Raw genomic sequence first — 20,294 nt, 5'->3', positions numbered from 1 at the left:
ACAGAGATGAAAAAAGGCGGGGTTATCCCCGCCTTTTTAATGCTTGTTTGGCAATTGAATGAGGGAGAACTCCCTCATTCAGCTTTCAGTATCAAGCGCTCAGAAGACGATTCAGGCTGGCACTCGGGCGCATAGCCTGCTCGGCTTTAACAGGATCCAGCTTGTAGTAGCCACCCAGTTCAACGGCACCACCCTGGGCACCATTGAGTTCCGCCACTATCTGCTCTTCTGCAGCCACCAGGCCTTCGGCCAGAGGTGCAAAATAAGCTTTCAGCTCGGCATCCTTGTCCTGCTTGGCCAGCGCGCTGGCCCAGTACTGTGCCAGGAAGTAATGACTGCCGCGGTTATCCAGCTGCCCCACCTTACGGGATGGTGATTTGTTGTTATCCAGGAACTGCCCTATCGCCTGATCCAGGCAATCAGCCATCACCTGTGCCTTGGCATTGGCTGTCGTCTGGCTTAGGTGCTCGAGTGAGGCTCCCAACGCCAGGAACTCGCCCAGAGAATCCCAACGCAGGTGGTTTTCCTCTTCAAACTGCTGTACATGCTTGGGCGCACTGCCACCGGCACCCGTTTCGAACAGACCGCCACCGTTCATCAGCGGGACGATTGACAGCATCTTGGCACTGGTACCCAACTCAAGGATAGGGAACAAGTCGGTCAGGTAGTCACGCAGCACGTTGCCTGTTACCGAAATCGTGTCCTTACCGGCTTTAATACGCTCAAGGGAGAAACGGGCCGCCTTTTCAGGTGACATGATGTGCAACTCAAGCCCATCGGTATCGTGCTCAGGCAGGTAGGCCTTCACTTTGGCGATCACCTGGGCATCGTGGGCACGGTTTTCATCCAGCCAGAATACCGCCGGAGTGTTGGTCAGTCTTGCACGGCGTACGGCCAGCTTGACCCAGTCACGGATAGGTGCGTCTTTTACCTGGCACATGCGCCAGATATCACCGGCTTCAACGGCGTGGGACATAAGCAGATTGCCGTCCTTGTCCAGTACTTTAACCGTACCGGCCGCAGGGATTTCAAAGGTCTTGTCATGGCTGCCGTACTCTTCGGCCTTCTGTGCCATCAGACCCACGTTTGGCACGCTGCCCATGGTTGCAGGGTCGAAGGCGCCATGTTCCTTACAGAAACTGATGGTTTCCTGGTAAACACCGGCATAGCAACGATCCGGGATCAGCGCCTTGGTATCTTTCAGCTGGCCATCCGGGCCCCACATCTGGCCGCTGGAGCGGATTGCTGCAGGCATGGAAGCATCGATAATCACATCACTTGGCACATGAAGGTTGGTGATGCCTTTGTCTGAGTTCACCATCGCCAGCTCAGGGCGGCTCTGGTAGACGGCGGCGATATCGGCTTCAATGGCCGCTTTCTGCTCGGCCGGCAACTTGGCTATCTTGGCATAGACATCACCCAGACCATTGTTGACGTCCACACCCAGCTCACGCAAAGTTTCACCGTGTTTGGTAAATACATCTTTGTAGAACACCTTCACCGCATGGCCGAACATAATCGGATCGGACACTTTCATCATGGTGGCTTTCAGGTGCAGTGACAGCAGTACATCTTCCTTGCGGGCCGCTTCAATTTCGCGCTCGAAGAAGGCGGTCAGTTCACGCTTGCTCATAACGGCCGCATCTATGATTTCACCGGCCAGCAACTTAAGCCCCTGCTTAAGCACCAGTTGGCCGCCATCATTTTGTTCCAGCACTATGCTGACAGTATCGGCCTCTTTGAGGGTAACGGACTGCTCGCTGCCGTAGAAATCCCCTTGTTGCATGTGAGCCACATGAGATTTGGAGTCCTTGCTCCAGGCCCCCATTGAATGCGGGTGCTTACGGGCATAGTTCTTGACCGAAGTCGGGGCGCGGCGATCTGAGTTCCCTTCACGCAGCACAGGGTTTACCGCACTGCCTTTGATCTTGTCATAACGGGCCTTGATTTCCCGTTCTTCATCGGTTTTGGCTTCGGCCGGATAATCAGGCAGATCATAGCCCTTGGCCTGCAGCTCTTTGATACAAGCCTGCAGCTGAGGAATGGACGCACTGATATTGGGCAGTTTGATAATATTGGCTTCGGGCTGGGTTGCCAGCTCACCAAGCTCAGCCAGGTGATCGCCGATACGCTGCGCTTCGGTCAGACGCTCGGGGAAGGCGGCAATCACACGGCCGGAGAGAGAAATATCACGGGTTTCGACATTGATGCCGGCTGCCTGAGTAAAGGTTTTGATGATAGGCAGTAGAGATAAGGTCGCCAGAGCCGGCGCTTCATCTGTCTGCGTATAGATGATAGTGGGGGTTTTATCAGTCATTTTCAGTCCTACGCTTTTTATAAAAATGAGTTGTTATAAGTGTTGTTATTCTTTAATTTCCTTGCCTCTTTCGCCCTGGATACCGTTACAGTCGGTAATCTATGTCTATCGTGTTATGGGCGTAAAAATTGGTTGTAGATCACAATTTGGCGAACATCATAGAGCATTCCAGCCAAGATTCAAATTCCACTATAGGCGAGTGGCAGGTACACTCTGCCAAAAGTCACAAACCCGTGTCGCCGCCAAACCGGACATAGGTGTTACACTCAGGCATATCACTCCCAAATGGTCAGAGCACGCGGCTCAAGCAGCCAGGATATCTCAATGAATTCGCCTACCTCCCAACCAAGACGTAAACCCAAACGCCAGTCCAGTCACCCCAAGGGCCCTGACGGTAAAGAGTTTGGCCGAGAGAAGAGTCAGCGCTCCACCAAACCAAGCCCCAACAGCAAGAGTTCCAGTAGCAAGAGTCCTAATAACAAAAGTTCCAATAACAAGAGACTGGGTCTGAATAAAAAGCGCCCTGGTCCTCAAAAACCCCGGCCAAAAGTACCACCACTCTCGGTTGCAGAAACCCAAGTGGTGCTGCTCAACAAACCCTTCGATGTGTTATGCCAGTTTACCGATGAAGGCGGACGACGCACGCTCAAAGATCTGCTGCCCATCGCCGGTATCTATGCCGCCGGCCGCCTGGACAGAGACAGCGAGGGTCTGTTACTGCTCACCAATAACGGTCAGTTGCAGGCCAAGCTGACCCAACCCAACAAGCACACCTTCAAGACCTACTGGGTACAAGTGGAAGGCGATGTCGATGACACCGCGATTCAAGCCTTACGTGAGGGAATTGAGTTGAAAGATGGCCCCACCCTACCTGCAAAAGTCCGGCTACTGCAACAACCCGAATCTTTGTGGCCACGTAATCCGCCCATTCGTGAGCGGCGCAATATCCCCACCACTTGGCTGGAGATCTGTATCCGCGAAGGGCGCAATCGTCAGGTACGAAGGATGACAGCCCATGTCGGGTTTCCCACTTTAAGATTGATACGTTATGCCATAGGCGATCTCAGCCTGGATACCGAGCAAGGGCAATGCCTGCAACCCGGTGAATATCGTACTCTTTCTGAGGCGGCGATTAAGGAGCTTCTCCATGACTGAACGTTATCGCCCCAATGTAACAGTGGCCTGCATTATTGAGGCAGAGAAGCGTTTTCTGCTGGTCGAGGAATTGATAGACGGCCAACAGAAATTCAACCAACCGGCCGGTCACCTGGAAGCAAATGAAAGCCTTATCGACGCCTGTCGCCGCGAGGTGCTCGAAGAAACCGGCCTGACTGTCACCCCTGAAGCCCTGGTGCGGATAGATCAGTTCAGTGCTTCCAAAGAGCTGGCCTTTTTACGTTTCACCTTCTGTGCTCGCCTGGTCAAGTGTCAGAGTGCCAAGCCGTTGGACGTCGCCATCAAGGCCGCCCATTGGTTGAGCATGGATGAAATCACGGCCTTGGGGTCCAAGCTTCGCAGCCCCTTGGTCAGCGCCACACTGGAGAGCTATTTGCAGGGACAACGGCTGCCGTTATCTTTGCTCAATAGCGAGCTGTTGTGATTAGCTCTGGGCACCAAGGCGTGATAGAATACGCCCCCGCAGAAACTGAGCGCCTTATGGCTGTTTGTCCACCCCCGCGTCGCGCCAATAACGGCCTGCCACAACCGGGCACAAGCAGCAGTTCTCTTTTCGGGCGTTCATGAATGAATTCAACGGTTTTAGGATCTATGACAGCTAACACTCCCAATGCATCAGGAAAAAAAGTCATTGTCGGCATGTCCGGCGGTGTCGACTCATCTGTTTCAGCCTATCTGCTGCTCCAGCAGGGCTATCAGGTAGAAGGCCTGTTCATGAAGAACTGGGAAGAAGATGACACCGACGAATATTGCTCTGCCGCCGAAGATTTAAAAGATGCCCAGGCTGTCTGTGACAAGCTGGGGATCAAGTTGCACACGGTCAACTTTGCCGCCGAATACTGGGACAATGTGTTCGAGTATTTTCTGGCCGAGTACAAGGCGGGACGCACGCCTAACCCGGACATCATGTGCAACAAGGAGATCAAGTTCAAAGCCTTCCTTGAGTTTGCCGATGACATTCTCGATGCCGACTATATCGCCATGGGCCACTATGTGCGCCGCCGTGATACCGACGGTAAAACCCAGCTGCTTCGCGGCATAGATGGCAACAAAGATCAGAGCTACTTCCTCTACACCTTGAGTCACCAACAGGTGGCTCGCAGCCTGTTCCCTGTGGGTGAACTGGAAAAACCCGAAGTTCGCCGCATCGCCGAAGAGCAAGGGCTGGTCACCTTCAACAAGAAAGACAGCACCGGCATCTGTTTTATCGGTGAACGCAAATTTACTGAATTCCTTGGCACTTATCTGCCCGCGCAACCGGGCAAAATCGAGAGTGTCGACGGTGAAGTGATAGGCGAGCATCAAGGGCTGATGTACCACACTCTGGGCCAGCGCAAAGGCCTTGGGATTGGCGGCATGAAAAACAGCAACGACAATCCTTGGTATGTGGTCGACAAAGATCTGAAACGTAATGTATTGGTTGTCGCCCAAGGCGGCCAACACCCAAGACTCATGTCGGTTGGCCTCACAGCCAGACAGTTGCACTGGGTCGACAGGCAGGGCCCGGCCGATGGCGCAAAAATCACGGTCAAGACCCGTTATCGCCAGCAGGATATCCCCTGCACTGTTTATGTCCAGGGTGACGATGAACTGAGAGTGATCTTCGACGAACCTGTGGCGGCAGTCACGCCAGGGCAGTCGGCAGTATTCTACGACGGTGAAGTCTGCCTGGGTGGCGGCATCATAGAAACCCTGATTAGGGAGTAATCATTGAGCGAGCAATTGCATGACCGCACTATGGCATTTGCCGGCATATTGCAGGCTATCGCCCAGGTGCAATACATAGCCCGCCACGGGGAAAGCGATCCGCAGCAGTTGGCTGCGGCACTCGATGGCATTATGGTGACAGATCCCGAGAATATCGATGAGATCTATCCCGACAAAGTCGTGCTGGCTAACGGCTACAAGTGGATTATCAACCAACTGGGTGACAGCGCCCAGAAAGATGTGGAAATCACCCGCTATCTGGTTGGCATTCTGGCGCTGGAGCGCAAGCTGAGCCGCAACCAGGCGGCTCTGGGGATGCTGTCTGAGCGCATCAATCAGGTGCATCGCCAATTGAGCCACTTTGCCATAACCGACGAGCAGGTTATCGCCAACCTGGCCAGCATCTACAGCGATATCATCAGTAATTTGGGGCCCAAGATCCAGATTTCGGGCAACCCCAACATACTGCAGCGGCCACTGGTCCAACATAAAATACGCGCCTTGTTGCTGGCAGCAATGCGCAGTGCCGTACTCTGGCGTCAACTCGGCGGCAAACGCAGACATCTGGTGTTTGCCCGCAAGGCGATCGTCGATACAGCTAAAAAAAGCCTCACCCTATAATAAAGCCAAGTTCATCAAGGAGCTTATAATGGATCTTTCCGCACTGACTGCTATCTCACCGGTAGACGGGCGTTATGGTAGTAAAACCGCCGAACTTCGGGGGATATTCAGCGAGTACGGTCTTACCAAGTATCGTGTTCAGGTCGAAATCAACTGGCTGAAACTGCTTTCCAGCTGCCCTGAAATCGAAGAAGTCCCCCCCTTCAGTGAAGAAGCTCTGGCATTGCTGGACAATATTCGCGATAACTTCAGTGAAGCCGATGCCCTGAGAGTCAAAACCATCGAAGCCACCACCAACCATGACGTTAAGGCGGTGGAATACTTCATCAAGGAAAAAATCGCCGACAATGCCGAGCTGGCCGCCATAGGCGAGTTCGTGCACTTTGCCTGCACCAGTGAGGACATCAACAACCTGTCCCACGGCCTGATGCTGACCGAAGCCCGTGAACAGGTACTGCTGCCATACTGCCAGAAGCTGGTCGATGCCGTTAAAGAGCTGGCCAGACGTTACAAGACTGTGCCTCTGATGTCCCGTACTCATGGCCAACCCGCCTCGCCTTCGACTCTGGGTAAAGAGATGGCCAACGTTGCCGTACGTCTCGAACGCCAACTCAAACAAATTGAAGCGGTTGAGATCATGGGTAAGATCAACGGCGCCGTGGGTAACTACAACGCTCACCTGTCGGCCTACCCAGAAGTTAACTGGCATGAGCTGTCACAGCGCTTTGTCACCAGCCTGGGGCTGAACTGGAACCCCTACACCACTCAGATTGAACCACACGACTATATTGCCGAGTTGTTCGATGCCGTGGCCCGTTTCAATACCGTGCTGATTGATTTTGACCGTGATATCTGGGGTTATATCGCCCTGGGTCACTTCAAGCAGAAGACAGTGGCCGGTGAAATCGGTTCATCCACCATGCCGCACAAGGTTAACCCTATCGACTTTGAAAACTCGGAAGGTAACCTGGGCATAGCCAACGCCCTGATGCAGCATCTGGCCAGTAAACTGCCGGTTTCCCGCTGGCAGCGCGATCTGACCGACTCCACAGTACTGCGTAACCTGGGTGTGGGTATCGCCCACTCGCTGATCGCCTACCAGGCCACACTCAAGGGTGTCAGTAAGCTGGAAGTCAACGAGGCGCACCTACGCGATGAACTGGATCACAACTGGGAAGTGCTGGCCGAGCCGGTACAGACAGTCATGCGCCGCTATGGCATCGAAAAGCCTTACGAGAAGCTCAAGGAGCTGACCCGTGGCAAGCGTATCGATGGTCAGCAGCTGGCAGCCTTTATCGACGGTCTGGAGCTGCCTGAGAACGTGAAACACGAACTCAAGCAACTGACGCCGGCCAACTACATAGGCCGCGCCGAAGCCTTTGTCGATGATTTGAACTGATAGCCTCTTGGCTGTCACGGGCGGTACTGGTTTCCAGTACCGCCTTTTTTCTCCCCGGGGTTTATGCCGTTGCAAGCGGGATAACTGACTGGCCATTGAAACAGTTTATGGATTGGATAACAGATGACGAACACTTACCAGCTGACTCTGGACAGCAATGCCTTTGTTAAAGAGGTGTGGCAGCAACAACCCAAGGTGATCAGACAAGCCTTCAAGGACTTTGTCGATCCTATCGCCGCCGATGAGCTGGCAGGCCTCGCCTGTGAAGAGGAGATTTCCTCACGGGTGGTAATCACCAGGGGGCAGGACTGGGAAGTGATCTCAGGCCCATTTGAAGACTATGACAAGTTCGGTGAAAAAAACTGGCAACTGCTGGTGCAGGCCGTCAACCACTGGTATCCGGACTCACAAGCTCTGGTGGAAGCCTTCCGCTTTCTGCCGGACTGGCGCTTCGATGACCTAATGGTGTCCTTTGCCACGCCGGGTGGCGGTGTCGGCCCCCATATCGACAACTATGATGTCTTTATCATTCAAGGCGAGGGACGCAGGCGCTGGACAGTGGGTGCCAAGGGCCAATACGCCAAGCGCGGCAACAACCCCAATACCCCTTTGATTGAAGACTTTGAGCCTATTATAGATACAGTGCTGGAACCCGGTGACATGCTGTATATACCGCCTGGTTTTCCTCACAGGGGCGAGACCTTGACCCTGGCATTGTCCTACTCGGTAGGTTTCCGGGCACCGAGTCAGCAAGAACTTATCAGCGAAATGGCCGACTTTATGCTTGATCAGGATCTCGGCCACAAACGCTTCACTTCGGGTGAAGAAGCCGGGCAACCTGCGCTGATCGCCAAGAGCCAGCAACAGGGGATGATGGCGCTGCTGAAAGAGCTGACTGAAAACCCTGACTATTATCAGGGCGTGCTGGGCAAATTGTTGAGTCAGAACCGCTTTGAGCTGGATATTTGCCAGGGTGAGCCTATGAGTACCGAGGAGCTCAGAGAAGCCGCGGCCGAAGGCGCTGTATTCAAGCGCATAGGTGGGCTTAAAATTCTCATGCTGGAAGAGGACCCCAACTGCCGACTGTTTATCAATGGGGAAGCTTTTGAATTGCCGCAAGGCAGTGAAGATCAGGCGCAGCTTATTGCCAATCGCACCAGCATCAGCGGCGAAGATCTCGAATCATTGCTGAACTATGAGGTGATAACTGCGCTGCTGTGCAACCTGCTTGAAAAAGGCTACTTCTACCTCAGTGAAGAATGAGATTGAGTCAGTCTTTCTGTACTGAATAAAATATCAGTCCTAATCCCGGCTCATAAGAGTAGCATTCTCAACCAATAAACCAGCAGAATGCTACTCCCTCACTCTTGATGGGGTTGATATTGACTCTATCCCTGGCAATCTCTATCGGTCTGTTATTCCAGCCCCACTCTTGCTATAAAAACCTGTTGCCAAGCGCAAAAAACTCTGGTTTTCAAGGAAAATCAGAGTGTCAAACCAGTGAAACAAATCCCCTTTACCCTACATCTACTTATACAAAGCAACAGCCTAGGCTAAGTTACTGAAAGAGGAAACTATGTCAGAACAACAGGTGACAGGAACCGTTAAATGGTTCAACGATGAAAAGGGCTTTGGTTTTCTAACCCAGGAAAACGCCGCCGATGTGTTCGTCCACTACCGCGCCATTCAAGGCAGCGGCCGCCGCACTCTGAAAGAGGGTGAGAAGGTCAGCTTCAGCGTGACTGAAGGCCAAAAGGGGCTGCAGGCAGAAAACGTAGTGCGGTTAAAATAGCTGACGGATAAAGTAAAGGGACGGCAGATGCCGTCCCTCTTGTTAGGCGATATCGCCATCAAGGTGCGAGACGATTGATCTCCCACCCGTCATCTGTGCGGCTGTAGAGGAATCTGTCATGCAGCCTGTGCTCACCGCCCTGCCAGAATTCCACACTGGAAGGCACTATGCGGTAGCCGCCCCAAAACTTGGGCAAGGGGACTTCGCCCTTGGCAAACTTGGCCTTCATCTCGGCAAACTTACTCTCGAGTGCCTGACGGGCGCTAAGCTTGCTCGACTGTTTCGAGACCCAGGCCGCTATCTGGCTGTCTTTCGGACGGCTGACAAAGTACTTGAATACCTCTGTAGCAGACAGGGCTTCGGCTACCCCTGTCACGGCCACCTGGCGCTCCAGCGGATGCCAGGGAAACAGTAAACTAACCTTGGCATTGACGGCAATCTGCTGCGCCTTACGGCTTTCCAGATTGGTAAAAAATACAAATCCTTGCTGATCAAAACGCTTCAGCAAGACTATCCGCTGAAACGGTTGGCCGGTTTCATCCACTGTGGCCACCACCATGGCGGTAGGATCTGTCAAAGGTGCATCCTTGGCCTGCGCCATCCAGCGCTCAAACTGCGCCATGGGCTCGGTGGCCAGATCGGCGCGCCTGAGGCCGCCCCGGGTGTATTCACGGCGAATATCACTCAAATCTGTCATTGTCTATCCTTGTCCCTGAACCGGGCGCAATGCCCCAGCGAAAGAAAAGCCAACGACAAGCGTTGGCTTAACGTGAAGCGGCTTACTTGACTTTGCCCTGGCACAAGGCCCAGACATGCAGCATTTCCAGGCCCAGAGTCGCGCCCGCCAGCGCGGTAATGTCGGCGCTATCGTAAGCAGGTGCCACTTCAACCACATCCATACCCACTATGTTGAGGCCCTTGAGACCACGGATAATCTTCAGCGCCTTGTCACTGGTGAGACCACCGCATACCGGAGTACCGGTTCCCGGCGCGAAGGCAGGATCCAGGCAATCGATATCGAAAGTCACATACAAAGGCATATCGCCAACCCGAGCCTTGATCTGCGCCACGATTTCATCGGCGGTCATATCATTGGCCATGGCGGCATCAATCACCTGAAAACCGTGGCCTTCTTTGGTGTATTCGGTGCGGATCCCCACCTGCACAGAATGGGCCGGATCGATCAAGCCTTCGTTAGGGGCGTGATAGAACATGGTGCCATGGTCAAACTTACTGCCTTCACTGTAAGTGTCGGTGTGGGCATCGAAGTGCAGCAGCGCCATCTTGCCAAACTGTTTGTGGTGCGCACGAAGCAACGGCAGGGTTACAAAGTGATCACCGCCAAAGCTCAGCAGTGTCTTACCGGAGGCCAGAACTTTGCTGGCAAAGTTTTCGGTGCGCTCGGTAAAATCGGCGGCATCACCACAATTAAATACCAGATCGCCGGCGTCCACTATCTTGATATATTCGCTGAGGCTGAAATCCCAAGGCCAACGCTTCTCTTCCCAGGCCAGATTGGTCGAGGCATTGCGGATAGCTCCGGGCCCCATACGGCCACCGCTGCGGCCGGTAACGGCCATATCGAAAGGCAAACCTATTACCACCACATCCGCATCGCTTTCTAGCGGTTTGAAATCCAGTGGCTGACGCAAATAACCAAACGCATTTGAATAAAGCGAGTAATCAGGTTTATCTGCTAAAGTGGTCATAAATACTCCAAAACTTGGCTAATGCCGATATTTACATGGACTCAGGGATCAGCACTTCGTGGCACATCTGCTGATAATGACTGAAGCTGACATTATAACCCTGCTCCAGGGACAAAGAGCAACTTCCCAAACATAAATGTTCCGGGTAACCACGGGTATCCAACTGGGCGTTGAAGCCGATGACATCCCAGCTGCCGGGATTGAGAATAGCCAGCAAACGGGCGAAGATATCTATCGGTTGTGCGGCGAGATCCAGATTGGTCTCGAAGCTGACATAAGAGCTGCTTTCCTGGGGCGTGATATGAATAGTCATATACTCTTTGCCGCGAATGCCGTTGATGGAATAACCAAAGGGCTCAAACAGAAAGTCATCAAACTGGAATCCGGGCAGCATCTCTTCCAGTGCCAGCAGTTGGCGAACCCCTTCGCAGCTTTGGTTATCGGAGCGCAAGTAGTCAGCCGCTTCACCACGAATGTGATACATCAACAGCTCACTGGTGGCATCACTGCTCTCGGCGCTGAAAGCCTTGTCGCTGCAAAACAGATAATGGTGATGAGAATCCAGATGGCCGATACGATACGCCACGCCGGATAGCTTCTCTCTCAACGCCTGTAAGTCCTGCTCAAAAGAGCTGGCCTGCAGGTGCGACAGATATTCGTTTTTGCGCTGAAAAGTCGCAAAGGCTATCGCCTCTTCACCGAGGGAGTCGATAAAATGCAGAGTCGAGCGCGCCAGAGTGGTGGTACCACAGGTCAACATTAAAAATCTGTCGTCCCAAACAAACAGGCTCGACTCGCTGAGCAGATAGGCATCGCAATAATCATTGCTGACGGAAGAGAGGATTTCTGCATTGGCCTTGGCCACCATCTCTTCCCAGAAGGGCTTTCCCAGTGAGCGCAGCGAAGGCGTAGCCGGCGTCACTATCACTTCAATTTTTTTTTCTGAACCTTCAAAAAACATCTTTTATCTCTACTTGTTGCAGGCCCCGAAGGGCCTGCTGAATGCACCGACCTTATGAAAAATCTTCCAGATAGGTATAACCCTTAAGACCCAATTGCAGCTCTTCAAGGATCGAGGTGCGTTCGTCTTCGGCAATATGCTGATTCACCAGCTCTTCGTAGGTGCGCATAAAGGATACGGCATCCAGGTTCACATAGCGCAGTACATCGGCCACTGTGTCACCGGACAGCACAGACTCTATGTTGGCCAGGCCGCTTTCATCGAGACGCACCACAGCCGAGTTGGTATCACCGAACAGGTTATGCATGTCACCGAGGATCTCCTGATAAGCCCCCACCAGGAAGAAACCGATAAGATACGGGCTCTCGGCACTCCAGGCAGGAACCGGCAGTGTGGTTTCAATCCCCTGCCCGTCCACATACTGATCCACCATGCCGTCCGAGTCACAGGTGATATCCAGCATCACGGCGCGGCGCTCAGGTGCGGTATCCAGCCCGGTTAGCGGCAACACAGGGAACACTTGATCTATGCCCCAGGCATCCGGCAGCGATTGGAACAGCGAGAAGTTAACGAAGAACTTGTCGGCCAGTTTCTCATTGAGTTCATCAATGATGGGTCTGTGATAACGGTTCTTGTTGTTCATCAATCCCTGCAGCTCGTGACAGACACGCAGGTTGGTCTGCTCCGCCCAGGCGCGCTCTTCCAGGCTCAGTTGCCCAAGAGCAAACAGAGCGTGAGCTTCGGCCAGATCCGATTGAGTATCGTGGAAAATCTCAATCAAGGCGCGGGAATCGGCGCGGCCGCGGATATCGCTCCAGGACTGCCACATATTGTGCAGCAGCTGTGGCGCATCCTCTGCCGGTGGCTGGATATTCTCAGGGGAATAGGCCTCAGTACCGATAACATCCGTGATAAGTACGGCGTGGTGCGCCGTCAGGAAGCGGCCGGACTCAGAGATAATTCTCGGCACCGGCTGCTCGTACTCGGCGCAGACATCACTCAGAGCGCTGACGATATTGTTGGCGTATTCGCTCAGGCCATAGTTCATAGAGTTGTTGCTTTGGCTGCGGGTACCGTCATAGTCCACCGCCAGGCCGCCGCCCACGTCGAAACAGTTGACCTGGGCACCCAGTTTTCTCAGCTCACAGTAGAAGCGCGCCGCTTCACCCACACCATGGCGAATATCGCGGATATTGGCGATTTGCGAACCCAGGTGGAAGTGCAGCAACTGTAGCGAATCCAGCATGTCGGCACTCTTGAGCTCGTTAACCACCCGCAGCACCTGCGCAGCAGACAGACCAAACTTGGACTTTTCACCGCCGCTGGCCTGCCACTTGCCCTTGCCCTGGAACGCCAGACGTGCGCGCAGCCCCAGACGCGGAGTAACCCCAAGCTCGCGGGATTCCTGCAGTACCATCTTAAGCTCGGACATCTTCTCCAGCACTATGTAGACCTTGTGGCCCAACTTTTCGCCTATCAGTGCCAGGCGGATATATTCTTTATCCTTGTAGCCGTTACAGACTATGACTGAGCTGGCCTTTTGTGCCATCGCCAGTACCGCCATCAGCTCAGGCTTACTGCCGGCTTCAAGCCCAAGTTGCGGAGCTTCTTTGCTGACCTGGCTGGCGAGGATTTCCTCAACCACTGTCTGCTGCTGGTTCACCTTGATGGGATAAACCAGCAGATAGTCTTCGCTGTACTCGTACTTTTGAATCGCCTGATTAAAGGCTTGGCACAGGCTATCGACCCTGTGGTGCAAAATCTGCGGGAAACGGACCAGCACAGGCAGGTTAACACCGGCCTTCACCATGTCTTTGGCCAGTTCGTTCAGGCCGATTTTGCTGTCCGAATTCAAAGGATCCGGTGACACTGTCACCTCACCCTGATCGCTTATTCCGTAAAATCCCTGGCTCCAGTATGCGACATTGTAGCCGACGCGGGCATCGTCAATAGACCAATCACTCATGTTCGTTAGCCTGTTATCAAAAAATGGGTTATGCGGTAACCGTCATCGCTGACGCGACCGCCTGTTCGACAAACGCCGGCAGCGCAAAGCTTGCCTGATGGATAGCCGGCGTGTAATAACGGGTGGTAATACCGGCCCGCTCAAAACGCTCTTCGAGAGTCGCCAGGCTATGCTGACGCGCCTCAAGATCATCGGTTGCCCAGGCAAAGGCCATGCTGCCACCCACATAGGTAGGCACGGCCGCCATATAGAACCGACACTCTTTCACATAAGAGCTCATGCGTCTGACGGTATTTTGCACTTCATCCAGCTGCATAAAAGGCACGCCGTTCTGAGCGACAAAAATCCCATTTTCATTGAGACAACGCTTACAGCCCTCGTAAAAGTCGGAACTGAACAGCACTTCTCCCGGACCAAGGGGATCTGTGCAATCAGAGATAATCACATCAAATTTTTGCTGTGATTGCCTAACATAATCCATCCCGTCGCTGATCACCAAGTTGACTCTGGGGTCATCATAGGCGCCTTGAGAATGGTTTGGAAAATAGCTTTTACACATTTCCACTACGGCGGCATCAATCTCCACCATGGTAATGGATTCAATCTGTTTATGTTTGACCACTTCCCGCAGCATGCCGCCGTCACCGCCGCCTATAATAAGCACCCGCTTGACGTCACCGTGGGCCAGAATAGGCACATGGGTCAACATTTCGTGATAGACAAACTCATCTTTCTCTGTGGTCTGGATGGCGCCATTGAGCGCCATGACCCGTCCCATAGCGGCATTTTCAAAAATGCTCAGGTGCCACTGTTCGGTCTTTTGCTCGAACAGCACCTTTTCCACCTCAAAATACTGCCCGTATGCCGGATGCAGTGTCTCGTAGTAAATATTCTTGGCTTGCATTTAACCTAAAACTCTTGGTGTTGAATGTAAGGGTGGACAAATAACCCGTCCTCGGCGATTCAAAAATGAATGCCGAGTCAATGTATCGTCGTAGATGGACGACGGGCTCAGTTGGGACTATTGGCCTGTTCGCGGCCGGAATTGATGCGGATTAACGTGAGATGTTTCAAGCCGGTATTGTCATAGCTGACAATGGTTGAAAACCTGTTTTGTGGCACTTGGCGAACCAGTGCGGAAAATGAATGGCTGTGCATTAGCTAAAACCCTCTTAACCCCGTGTAAATGGTGCTTTTTTCATTTACACGGTTAATGACTCGTGAACCATAATAACCCTGTTACTCACGTTTGCCTGTCAGGACAGAATGTACCTTCAAAACGGCGCAATTAAACCTTGCTGTGCCCCATAATGCAAGCACGAATCACAGTTTATCCAAGGCTTTGAAATATAAACTACAGTTGCGATATTCACCCATGCCATTTAAGCGAGTTTTTTTCGATTTATATCAATAAATTGAGCTTTGAAAGCTGATTTTATCTGTTCAAGATTTTTTAAATACTCAGACTCTCCATTTTGATCGCCAGATACCGCTTCGGGCACTGAGTTTGATTCAATGCAGCCCCCTTGGGGAACACGAGGGTGAAAACTCACCCTCAAGCAAAGGTTTGTTATCGTGAAGCCTGGCGATTCAAGCAAAAATCGCAGCAGCTAAAAACGCCACCCAATTTAGCGAATTAATCAAAGGTCATTTCCGGCGCTGATTCACCGCAATGCAGTCTGCCCACCGTCTTGGCGCGGATCTCCTCAATAGTCACCCCAAGCGCGCGCTCCAGCAGATGAAAGCCACCAACCATGATTGGCGGCCTGGGCCGTGGTACCGAAAAAGCCCAGGAGGTACAGTAGACGCCGAGTGTCAGGCTGTAAAACAGTGCCCGAAAGCGTTTGGGGTTATATTTATCCGCCCACCAGGCGATGATAAACAACAGCCCGAGATACAAGAGTGCCAGCAGGCTGACAGACCAAATAGAGAACATAGGCAAAGGTTTTTATTTTCAGCTTAACCAGCTGTGCTGCAAAAAGCAGCGCTAACTTTAGTCTTATTCAAACTTAGGGAAGTCTGACTTCAACAGGCCCCGGCATGCCTTCAGTCAGATGCCTTGAGCGCCAATTGCTGTGCAAGCCACACCCTACAAAAGAGAAGGCCACGAGGACTTATTCGCACCTCCCTAACAAAAGGCACGGGCATAGGTGAGCGCAATCCGTTATAATCCGCCGCAGCTGAAACAAAGTTAATCAGGTTCAAAAACAGATGGCAGAAATAGGTCAAAGTTGCACCCTGGAAGTGGTCAAACAGGTTGATTTCGGGGTTTACCTCAACGCTCATGAGTTGGGACAGGTGTTATTACCCAATAAAGTGGTGCCCAAGGGTTGTCAGGTGGGCGACAAGGTGGAGGTATTCCTCTATCTGGACTCCAACGACCTGCCTATCGCAACCACTAAAAAGCCCCTGGCTCAGGTGGGTGAGTTTGCTTATCTCAAGGTGGTTTCCATTGGTCGGGTCGGTGCCTTCCTCGATTGGGGACTGGAAAAAGATCTGCTGCTGCCCTTCGGTGAGCAGCATAAGCAGGCCGAAGAGGGCCGCAGTTACCTGGTCTATGTTCACCGTAACCGCGCCGACGAGCGGATTGTCGCTTCGTCCAAAATCGATAAGTTTGTCGATAAGAGCCCGGCTTGGTACAAGAATGGTCAACAGGTTGACCTTATCATTGCAGGTACTACAGATCTCGGCTATAAGGCGATAGTCAACAACAAGCATTGGGGCGTCATCTATCAAAATGAGGTGTTCCGTAAGCTGAAGTTTGGCCAAAAGCTCAAGGGTTATATCAAACAGGTGCGTCACGACAACAAACTGGATCTGACCCTGCAAAAGGCCGACCGTCAGGAGTTGGATCAGCAATCACAGCGGATCATGAAGAAACTAACTCAGGCCGGCGGTTTCCTGCCCTACAGCGACAAGACCTCGCCCGAGGTGATCTACGCCGAGCTTGGTATGAGCAAGAAAGCCTTCAAGAAAGCCATCGGCGGCCTGTTCAAGGCCGGAAAACTGCGCATCGAAGATGACGGTATCCACGCCAATAATTGAACAAAGAACTGAACCAAGAATTGAGCAAAAATAACGCGCCTGCTCTATTTAGGGCAGGCGCAGCCGAGGAAAACCGCGACATCGGCTCAAGGCTCTGATATAACTCAAAAACACTGAGTAAAATGTCGGTCAGTTGGCCGACATCTGCCTTGAATGGAACTGTCAATTATGTTGCAACTCAATGCCATCGAAGCCAGAGTGATTGGCTGCCTGCTGGAAAAAGAAGTCACCACTCCGGATCTCTATCCCCTGTCTCTCAATTCACTGACCCAAGCCTGCAATCAAAAAACCAGCCGCGATCCCGTGATGGAACTGAGCGAGTCTGAAGTGCAGCAAGCCTTGGACAGCCTGAGTAAAAAACGTCTACTGAGTGAGCAATCCGGCTTTGGCAGCCGGGTCATTAAATACCGCCACAGATTCTGTAACACAGAATTTGGCGAGCTGCAGTTTTCCCCCGCAGAGCTGGCAATAGTGTGTTTGTTGCTGCTGCGCGGCGCTCAAACCGCAGGTGAACTCAGAAGCCGGGCTCAACGGCTGTTTGAATTTGACGGCCTGCCACAAGTGGAGCAAACCCTGCTGGCGCTGAAAGACAAAGGCTTTATCCGCCAACTGACCAGGGAGCCGGGAAAACGTGAGATACGCTTTGCCGAGAACTTCACAGAAAATGATGGTGTATCTGAAAGTTCCGGCGGCGCTGATACCACTCAGATTGCCAATCAAGCTGCAGCTCACCATGAAGGTGAGCGCGAAGGAGAGTGCGAAAGTGAGCCTGAAACGGCAAGCCAGAGCCGGATAGCCTTGCTTGAACAAGAACTGGCGACAATGAAGCAAGAGCTGGCTTTACTAAAACAGGCATTGGCCGAGCTTAAGACGCAACTGGCACAATAAGCCTTCAAAGACGACAGCTACTGCTTGAAATAGCGGCCAGGCGTGGCCTGCCTGGCCTCATGGTGTTAGGCTGACGTCTTATCGGCAACCCAGTGTTTGCCCCGGTCGCCGCAAGGACTCCTTATTTGGAGCAAAACAAGGAACCACATGACAACTGCAACTCACAGCACTCATCCCGGAGGGCTGAAAAACGCCCTGCAACTCGCGGGATTTGAACTCTATAAACTCATTTTCCACCGCCGTGGCACCCTGGCGATGATAGCTTTCGCCCTGGTGTGGCTGCTGATCCTTGCCTATCCGGTCCGAAGTGCCGCCAGCTTTCTGCTGAACCCGGACTTCAAGCATTTTGTTACCGGCGCCTTCGGTGAAGGCACTCTGGACCAACTGTTTGCCTGGCCGGTTGCCGAGCAAGCCGTCTATTGGGTCATCAGTCTCTACCTGTTCCCCATGTTCAGCATTCTTATCTGCGGCGATCAGTTCGCCTCGGACAAAAACCGTGGCACACTCCGCTTCCTCTGCCTGCGTTCTGGCCGCGATGCCCTCTTCTTCGGCCGCTTCCTCGGCATGATGTTGATCCAATTGCTGTTGGTTGCCATCACAGTCATAGCAACCGTAGTTTTGGCCATGAGCCGGGATATGGCGTTGGTGCTACCCGCGCTGACTTCCGGCTTGATGATGACACTCAATCTGGTATTGATCCTGCTGCCCTACACCGCCCTGATGGCGCTGTTCTCACTCTGGGCCAGCTCCGCCAGACTGGCCAGCGTATTTGCGGTGCTTTTCTTTGCCGCCATGATGATAGTAATGGCGGTTATCAATGCTCAGCTGCCCATGCTCTCTTTCATCGGTTATCTGGTGCCCGGCGCACAGATAGATGCCATGCTCAATGCCCAGCCGCTAACAGCGCTGTCAAGTGCCTGGTTGCCACTGCTGCAAACCATTGGATTATTAGCGATAGGCCGCACCATGATGCAGCGAGGTGATCTATGAGTCTTATCAACTGTAAAGGCCTGAGCAAACTCTACGGCAGCAAGCGGGCATTGGATAGCGTCGACTTGCAACTGGAGCCCGGTAGTCCCATCGCCCTGGTCGGCCCAAACGGTGCCGGCAAGACCACATTGATGAGCCTGTTGCTGGGTTATATACGTCCAAGTAGTGGTGAAATCACTGTGATGGGACAGCGCCCGGGCAGCACCGGACTTTTGGGACAGGTCTCGGCCCTGCCCCAGGACGCCGCCCTGGATCCCGGCTTCAGCCTGCTGACTCAATTCAGCCTGTTTGCCCGCATGCAGGGTATGGGCGCCGAAGCCGCCAAGGCTGAATCCCTGCGGGTATTGGCGCTGGTAGGCCTTGAGGAGGTCGCCAATCAAAAACCCAACTCTCTAAGTCATGGTATGGGAAAACGCGCCGCGATTGCTCAGGCGCTGATAGGCAACCCCAAGCTGGTACTGCTGGATGAACCCACGGCCGGACTGGATCCCGCCAACGCCCGCAAAATTCGTGAGTTGGTAGAATCCCTGAGCGCAGATACCACCTTTATTATCAGCTCCCACAATCTGGATGAACTGGAAAAGCTTTGTGACAGAGTGCTGTATCTGGACAAAGGTAAACTGGGCCAGTCTGTCACCATGCAGCAAAGCAGCGCCGAAGCCTATCTGACGCTGCAGATGCAACACTGTGATCAGGAAAAACTGCTGGAAGCACTCTACGCCCTCGAAGGCGTTTACGAGATCTCGGCCAAGGGCAAACAAAACTACCTTATCCGTTACCAACCGGAGAAGGACACCTTGGATATTGAACTGCTGCAGCTACTTAAGCAAAATGGCTGGCAATATCGCAGCCTGATGCGAGGCCGCACACTGGAAGATACCTTGTTCGACGGCGTAGCCTGACGCCTTTGAACTTAGAAGCTCTCTTTGATAAACAACAACCCAGCGTAAGCTGGGTTGTTGTTTTAGTGGTCTTACAAAATAGCAGCCTCTGGCACAACGCTTTACACGCTAGATCCCCACATCTGCCACGGCACTTTCTCTCTTCCGCAGAAGAACTGCTCAGGGAAGGAAACAACAGTCTGCCAAAGCTACCGGCGTCACTATGACTATCAGAAGTTCATCGTCAAAGTCGAGAGTGAGAAATTGATTGCGACATCACCCCCAGAGCTTATCGTCCGCTTGGATCTTGTACAGACTCTCGGCTCTGGAGACCAACAACTGGGCAAACTTGGCCTGGGTTGGGTCTTTGGTTGCACCGGATTGCACTAAGTTTTCGGCCTTAAGTTGCCAGGTTAGCGAAAAGTGACGCAAGGCTTCACGAGCAGTGGCCGCTACGCTCACATCAACATAGTCGGAAGGCAAGTCACCGGACATCACCCAATAGGTCTTGTGGCTGGGCTGTTTGGATTCGATTTTCCACATGGCTACATAAGGCGCCAGATAGCGGCTTTCGGCCGGTAGCACTTTGCTTGGGATCACCCCTTTCTCTGCAAGAAATTTATTGGCTTTCTGGAACTGTTCACGCACCCACGCCTGGCGCAAGGCTTCCTGCTGTTCGGCATTGGGCGGTGTACTTGTCTGTTCAGTCATAAACTTTCCTTTCTTCTTGTTTGTTTTTATTGTGTTTTTATATTCTGTATCTATTCAACTAAGCCTCTGGCCGACTTTTTCAGTACCACTCCATAATGAGACGACTATGGGTGGCGGACTTCAATCTTCAA

19 protein-coding genes are annotated in these 20,294 nt (G+C 52.8%); 11 read left to right on the top strand and 8 right to left on the bottom strand.

What is annotated here, in order from left to right:
• Positions 1 to 91: 91 nt before the first annotated feature.
• The gene (locus AYI96_RS01090) at positions 92 to 2,317 is read right to left on the bottom strand and encodes an NADP-dependent isocitrate dehydrogenase (RefSeq protein WP_144360820.1); all 2,226 of its coding nucleotides are present in this window, start codon (positions 2,315 to 2,317) and stop codon (positions 92 to 94) included.
• Positions 2,318 to 2,641: 324 nt separating this feature from the next.
• Between AYI96_RS01090 and AYI96_RS01085 the strand changes: the two genes are divergently transcribed.
• From AYI96_RS01085 to AYI96_RS01055, 7 genes are all read left to right on the top strand, one after another.
• Complete coding sequence (locus AYI96_RS01085) at positions 2,642 to 3,472, top strand: pseudouridine synthase (RefSeq protein ID WP_144360819.1); 831 nt, start codon at positions 2,642 to 2,644, stop codon at positions 3,470 to 3,472.
• Entirely contained in the window at positions 3,465 to 3,917 is a 453-nt protein-coding gene (locus tag AYI96_RS01080) for an NUDIX hydrolase (RefSeq protein WP_025011180.1), read from the top strand. Before AYI96_RS01085 ends, AYI96_RS01080 begins: the two co-directional genes overlap by 8 nt.
• Before the next feature lie 167 nt (positions 3,918 to 4,084).
• On the top strand, positions 4,085 to 5,200 hold the full coding sequence (gene mnmA / locus AYI96_RS01075) for a tRNA 2-thiouridine(34) synthase MnmA (protein ID WP_028781431.1): 1,116 nt from the start codon (positions 4,085 to 4,087) through the stop codon (positions 5,198 to 5,200).
• A 3-nt stretch (positions 5,201 to 5,203) separates the two neighbouring features.
• Positions 5,204 to 5,821, top strand: coding sequence for a high frequency lysogenization protein HflD (gene hflD, locus AYI96_RS01070; protein ID WP_028781430.1), 618 nt, complete (start codon positions 5,204 to 5,206; stop codon positions 5,819 to 5,821).
• Between the two features lie 28 nt (positions 5,822 to 5,849).
• Positions 5,850 to 7,220 carry an adenylosuccinate lyase gene (purB, locus tag AYI96_RS01065; RefSeq protein WP_025887690.1) on the top strand — a complete coding sequence of 457 codons (1,371 nt, stop codon included), beginning with the start codon at positions 5,850 to 5,852 and terminating at the stop codon, positions 7,218 to 7,220.
• A gap of 123 nt (positions 7,221 to 7,343) precedes the next feature.
• A complete protein-coding gene (locus AYI96_RS01060; RefSeq protein ID WP_144360818.1) occupies positions 7,344 to 8,483 on the top strand; it encodes a cupin domain-containing protein in 1,140 nt (379 codons plus the stop codon).
• Between the two features lie 313 nt (positions 8,484 to 8,796).
• Positions 8,797 to 9,012, top strand: coding sequence for a cold-shock protein (locus AYI96_RS01055; protein WP_025009621.1), 216 nt, complete (start codon positions 8,797 to 8,799; stop codon positions 9,010 to 9,012).
• A 58-nt stretch (positions 9,013 to 9,070) separates the two neighbouring features.
• On the opposite strand, the gene pdxH is transcribed toward AYI96_RS01055, so the two are convergent.
• The 6 genes from pdxH to AYI96_RS01025 form a co-directional block, all read right to left on the bottom strand.
• Positions 9,071 to 9,709, bottom strand: coding sequence for a pyridoxamine 5'-phosphate oxidase (gene pdxH, locus AYI96_RS01050; RefSeq protein WP_071475868.1), 639 nt, complete (start codon positions 9,707 to 9,709; stop codon positions 9,071 to 9,073).
• Between the two features lie 82 nt (positions 9,710 to 9,791).
• Entirely contained in the window at positions 9,792 to 10,721 is a 930-nt protein-coding gene (gene speB, locus AYI96_RS01045; RefSeq protein WP_039033398.1) for an agmatinase, read from the bottom strand.
• Between the two features lie 31 nt (positions 10,722 to 10,752).
• Entirely contained in the window at positions 10,753 to 11,682 is a 930-nt protein-coding gene (locus AYI96_RS01040) for an adenosylmethionine decarboxylase (RefSeq protein WP_039033399.1), read from the bottom strand.
• A gap of 52 nt (positions 11,683 to 11,734) precedes the next feature.
• Positions 11,735 to 13,648, bottom strand: a complete 1,914-nt coding sequence (gene speA, locus AYI96_RS01035) for a biosynthetic arginine decarboxylase (protein ID WP_144360817.1) — start codon at positions 13,646 to 13,648, stop codon at positions 11,735 to 11,737.
• A 28-nt stretch (positions 13,649 to 13,676) separates the two neighbouring features.
• Positions 13,677 to 14,552: a polyamine aminopropyltransferase gene (gene speE, locus AYI96_RS01030; RefSeq protein ID WP_028779304.1), complete on the bottom strand. Its 876-nt coding sequence runs from the start codon at positions 14,550 to 14,552 to the stop codon at positions 13,677 to 13,679.
• Positions 14,553 to 15,284: 732 nt separating this feature from the next.
• On the bottom strand, positions 15,285 to 15,584 hold the full coding sequence (locus AYI96_RS01025; protein ID WP_144360816.1) for a hypothetical protein: 300 nt from the start codon (positions 15,582 to 15,584) through the stop codon (positions 15,285 to 15,287).
• Between the two features lie 275 nt (positions 15,585 to 15,859).
• Between AYI96_RS01025 and AYI96_RS01020 the strand changes: the two genes are divergently transcribed.
• From AYI96_RS01020 to AYI96_RS01005, 4 genes are all read left to right on the top strand, one after another.
• Positions 15,860 to 16,693 carry a S1 RNA-binding domain-containing protein gene (locus AYI96_RS01020; RefSeq protein WP_071475869.1) on the top strand — a complete coding sequence of 278 codons (834 nt, stop codon included), beginning with the start codon at positions 15,860 to 15,862 and terminating at the stop codon, positions 16,691 to 16,693.
• A gap of 168 nt (positions 16,694 to 16,861) precedes the next feature.
• On the top strand, positions 16,862 to 17,581 hold the full coding sequence (locus AYI96_RS01015; RefSeq protein ID WP_409928933.1) for a YceH family protein: 720 nt from the start codon (positions 16,862 to 16,864) through the stop codon (positions 17,579 to 17,581).
• 147 nt (positions 17,582 to 17,728) lie between these two features.
• Complete coding sequence (locus AYI96_RS01010; RefSeq protein ID WP_039033403.1) at positions 17,729 to 18,571, top strand: ABC transporter permease subunit; 843 nt, start codon at positions 17,729 to 17,731, stop codon at positions 18,569 to 18,571.
• The gene (locus AYI96_RS01005; RefSeq protein WP_071475870.1) at positions 18,568 to 19,473 is read left to right on the top strand and encodes an ABC transporter ATP-binding protein; all 906 of its coding nucleotides are present in this window, start codon (positions 18,568 to 18,570) and stop codon (positions 19,471 to 19,473) included. Before AYI96_RS01010 ends, AYI96_RS01005 begins: the two co-directional genes overlap by 4 nt.
• Before the next feature lie 255 nt (positions 19,474 to 19,728).
• Here AYI96_RS01005 and AYI96_RS01000 read toward each other — a convergent pair whose 3' ends face one another.
• Positions 19,729 to 20,163, bottom strand: a complete 435-nt coding sequence (locus tag AYI96_RS01000) for a DUF4826 family protein (RefSeq protein ID WP_039033405.1) — start codon at positions 20,161 to 20,163, stop codon at positions 19,729 to 19,731.
• Positions 20,164 to 20,294 lie beyond the last annotated feature (131 nt).

It is taken from the genome of Shewanella sp. MSW, assembly GCF_007636515.1.
Taxonomy (GTDB): Bacteria; Pseudomonadota; Gammaproteobacteria; order Enterobacterales; family Shewanellaceae; genus Shewanella; species Shewanella indica.
The sequence above is the reverse complement of the archived record's forward strand: the minus strand, read 5'-3'. Positions and strand labels throughout refer to the sequence as shown.

What these genes read in the sequence shown, in the direction of transcription:
- AYI96_RS01040 (WP_039033399.1), bottom strand. Translation starts at nt 11,682, where the DNA reads ATGTTTTTTGAAGGTTCAGAAAAAAAAATTGAAGTGATAGTGACGCCG.
- mnmA (WP_028781431.1), top strand. Translation starts at nt 4,085, where the DNA reads ATGACAGCTAACACTCCCAATGCATCAGGAAAAAAAGTCATTGTCGGC.
- AYI96_RS01025 (WP_144360816.1), bottom strand. Translation starts at nt 15,584, where the DNA reads ATGTTCTCTATTTGGTCTGTCAGCCTGCTGGCACTCTTGTATCTCGGG.
- AYI96_RS01000 (WP_039033405.1), bottom strand. Translation starts at nt 20,163, where the DNA reads ATGACTGAACAGACAAGTACACCGCCCAATGCCGAACAGCAGGAAGCC.
- AYI96_RS01090 (WP_144360820.1), bottom strand. Translation starts at nt 2,317, where the DNA reads ATGACTGATAAAACCCCCACTATCATCTATACGCAGACAGATGAAGCG.
- AYI96_RS01020 (WP_071475869.1), top strand. Translation starts at nt 15,860, where the DNA reads ATGGCAGAAATAGGTCAAAGTTGCACCCTGGAAGTGGTCAAACAGGTT.
- purB (WP_025887690.1), top strand. Translation starts at nt 5,850, where the DNA reads ATGGATCTTTCCGCACTGACTGCTATCTCACCGGTAGACGGGCGTTAT.
- AYI96_RS01080 (WP_025011180.1), top strand. Translation starts at nt 3,465, where the DNA reads ATGACTGAACGTTATCGCCCCAATGTAACAGTGGCCTGCATTATTGAG.
- AYI96_RS01060 (WP_144360818.1), top strand. Translation starts at nt 7,344, where the DNA reads ATGACGAACACTTACCAGCTGACTCTGGACAGCAATGCCTTTGTTAAA.
- AYI96_RS01055 (WP_025009621.1), top strand. Translation starts at nt 8,797, where the DNA reads ATGTCAGAACAACAGGTGACAGGAACCGTTAAATGGTTCAACGATGAA.
- AYI96_RS01015 (WP_409928933.1), top strand. Translation starts at nt 16,862, where the DNA reads ATGTTGCAACTCAATGCCATCGAAGCCAGAGTGATTGGCTGCCTGCTG.
- speE (WP_028779304.1), bottom strand. Translation starts at nt 14,552, where the DNA reads ATGCAAGCCAAGAATATTTACTACGAGACACTGCATCCGGCATACGGG.
- AYI96_RS01005 (WP_071475870.1), top strand. Translation starts at nt 18,568, where the DNA reads ATGAGTCTTATCAACTGTAAAGGCCTGAGCAAACTCTACGGCAGCAAG.
- speB (WP_039033398.1), bottom strand. Translation starts at nt 10,721, where the DNA reads ATGACCACTTTAGCAGATAAACCTGATTACTCGCTTTATTCAAATGCG.
- AYI96_RS01010 (WP_039033403.1), top strand. Translation starts at nt 17,729, where the DNA reads ATGACAACTGCAACTCACAGCACTCATCCCGGAGGGCTGAAAAACGCC.
- AYI96_RS01085 (WP_144360819.1), top strand. Translation starts at nt 2,642, where the DNA reads ATGAATTCGCCTACCTCCCAACCAAGACGTAAACCCAAACGCCAGTCC.
- speA (WP_144360817.1), bottom strand. Translation starts at nt 13,648, where the DNA reads ATGAGTGATTGGTCTATTGACGATGCCCGCGTCGGCTACAATGTCGCA.
- pdxH (WP_071475868.1), bottom strand. Translation starts at nt 9,709, where the DNA reads ATGACAGATTTGAGTGATATTCGCCGTGAATACACCCGGGGCGGCCTC.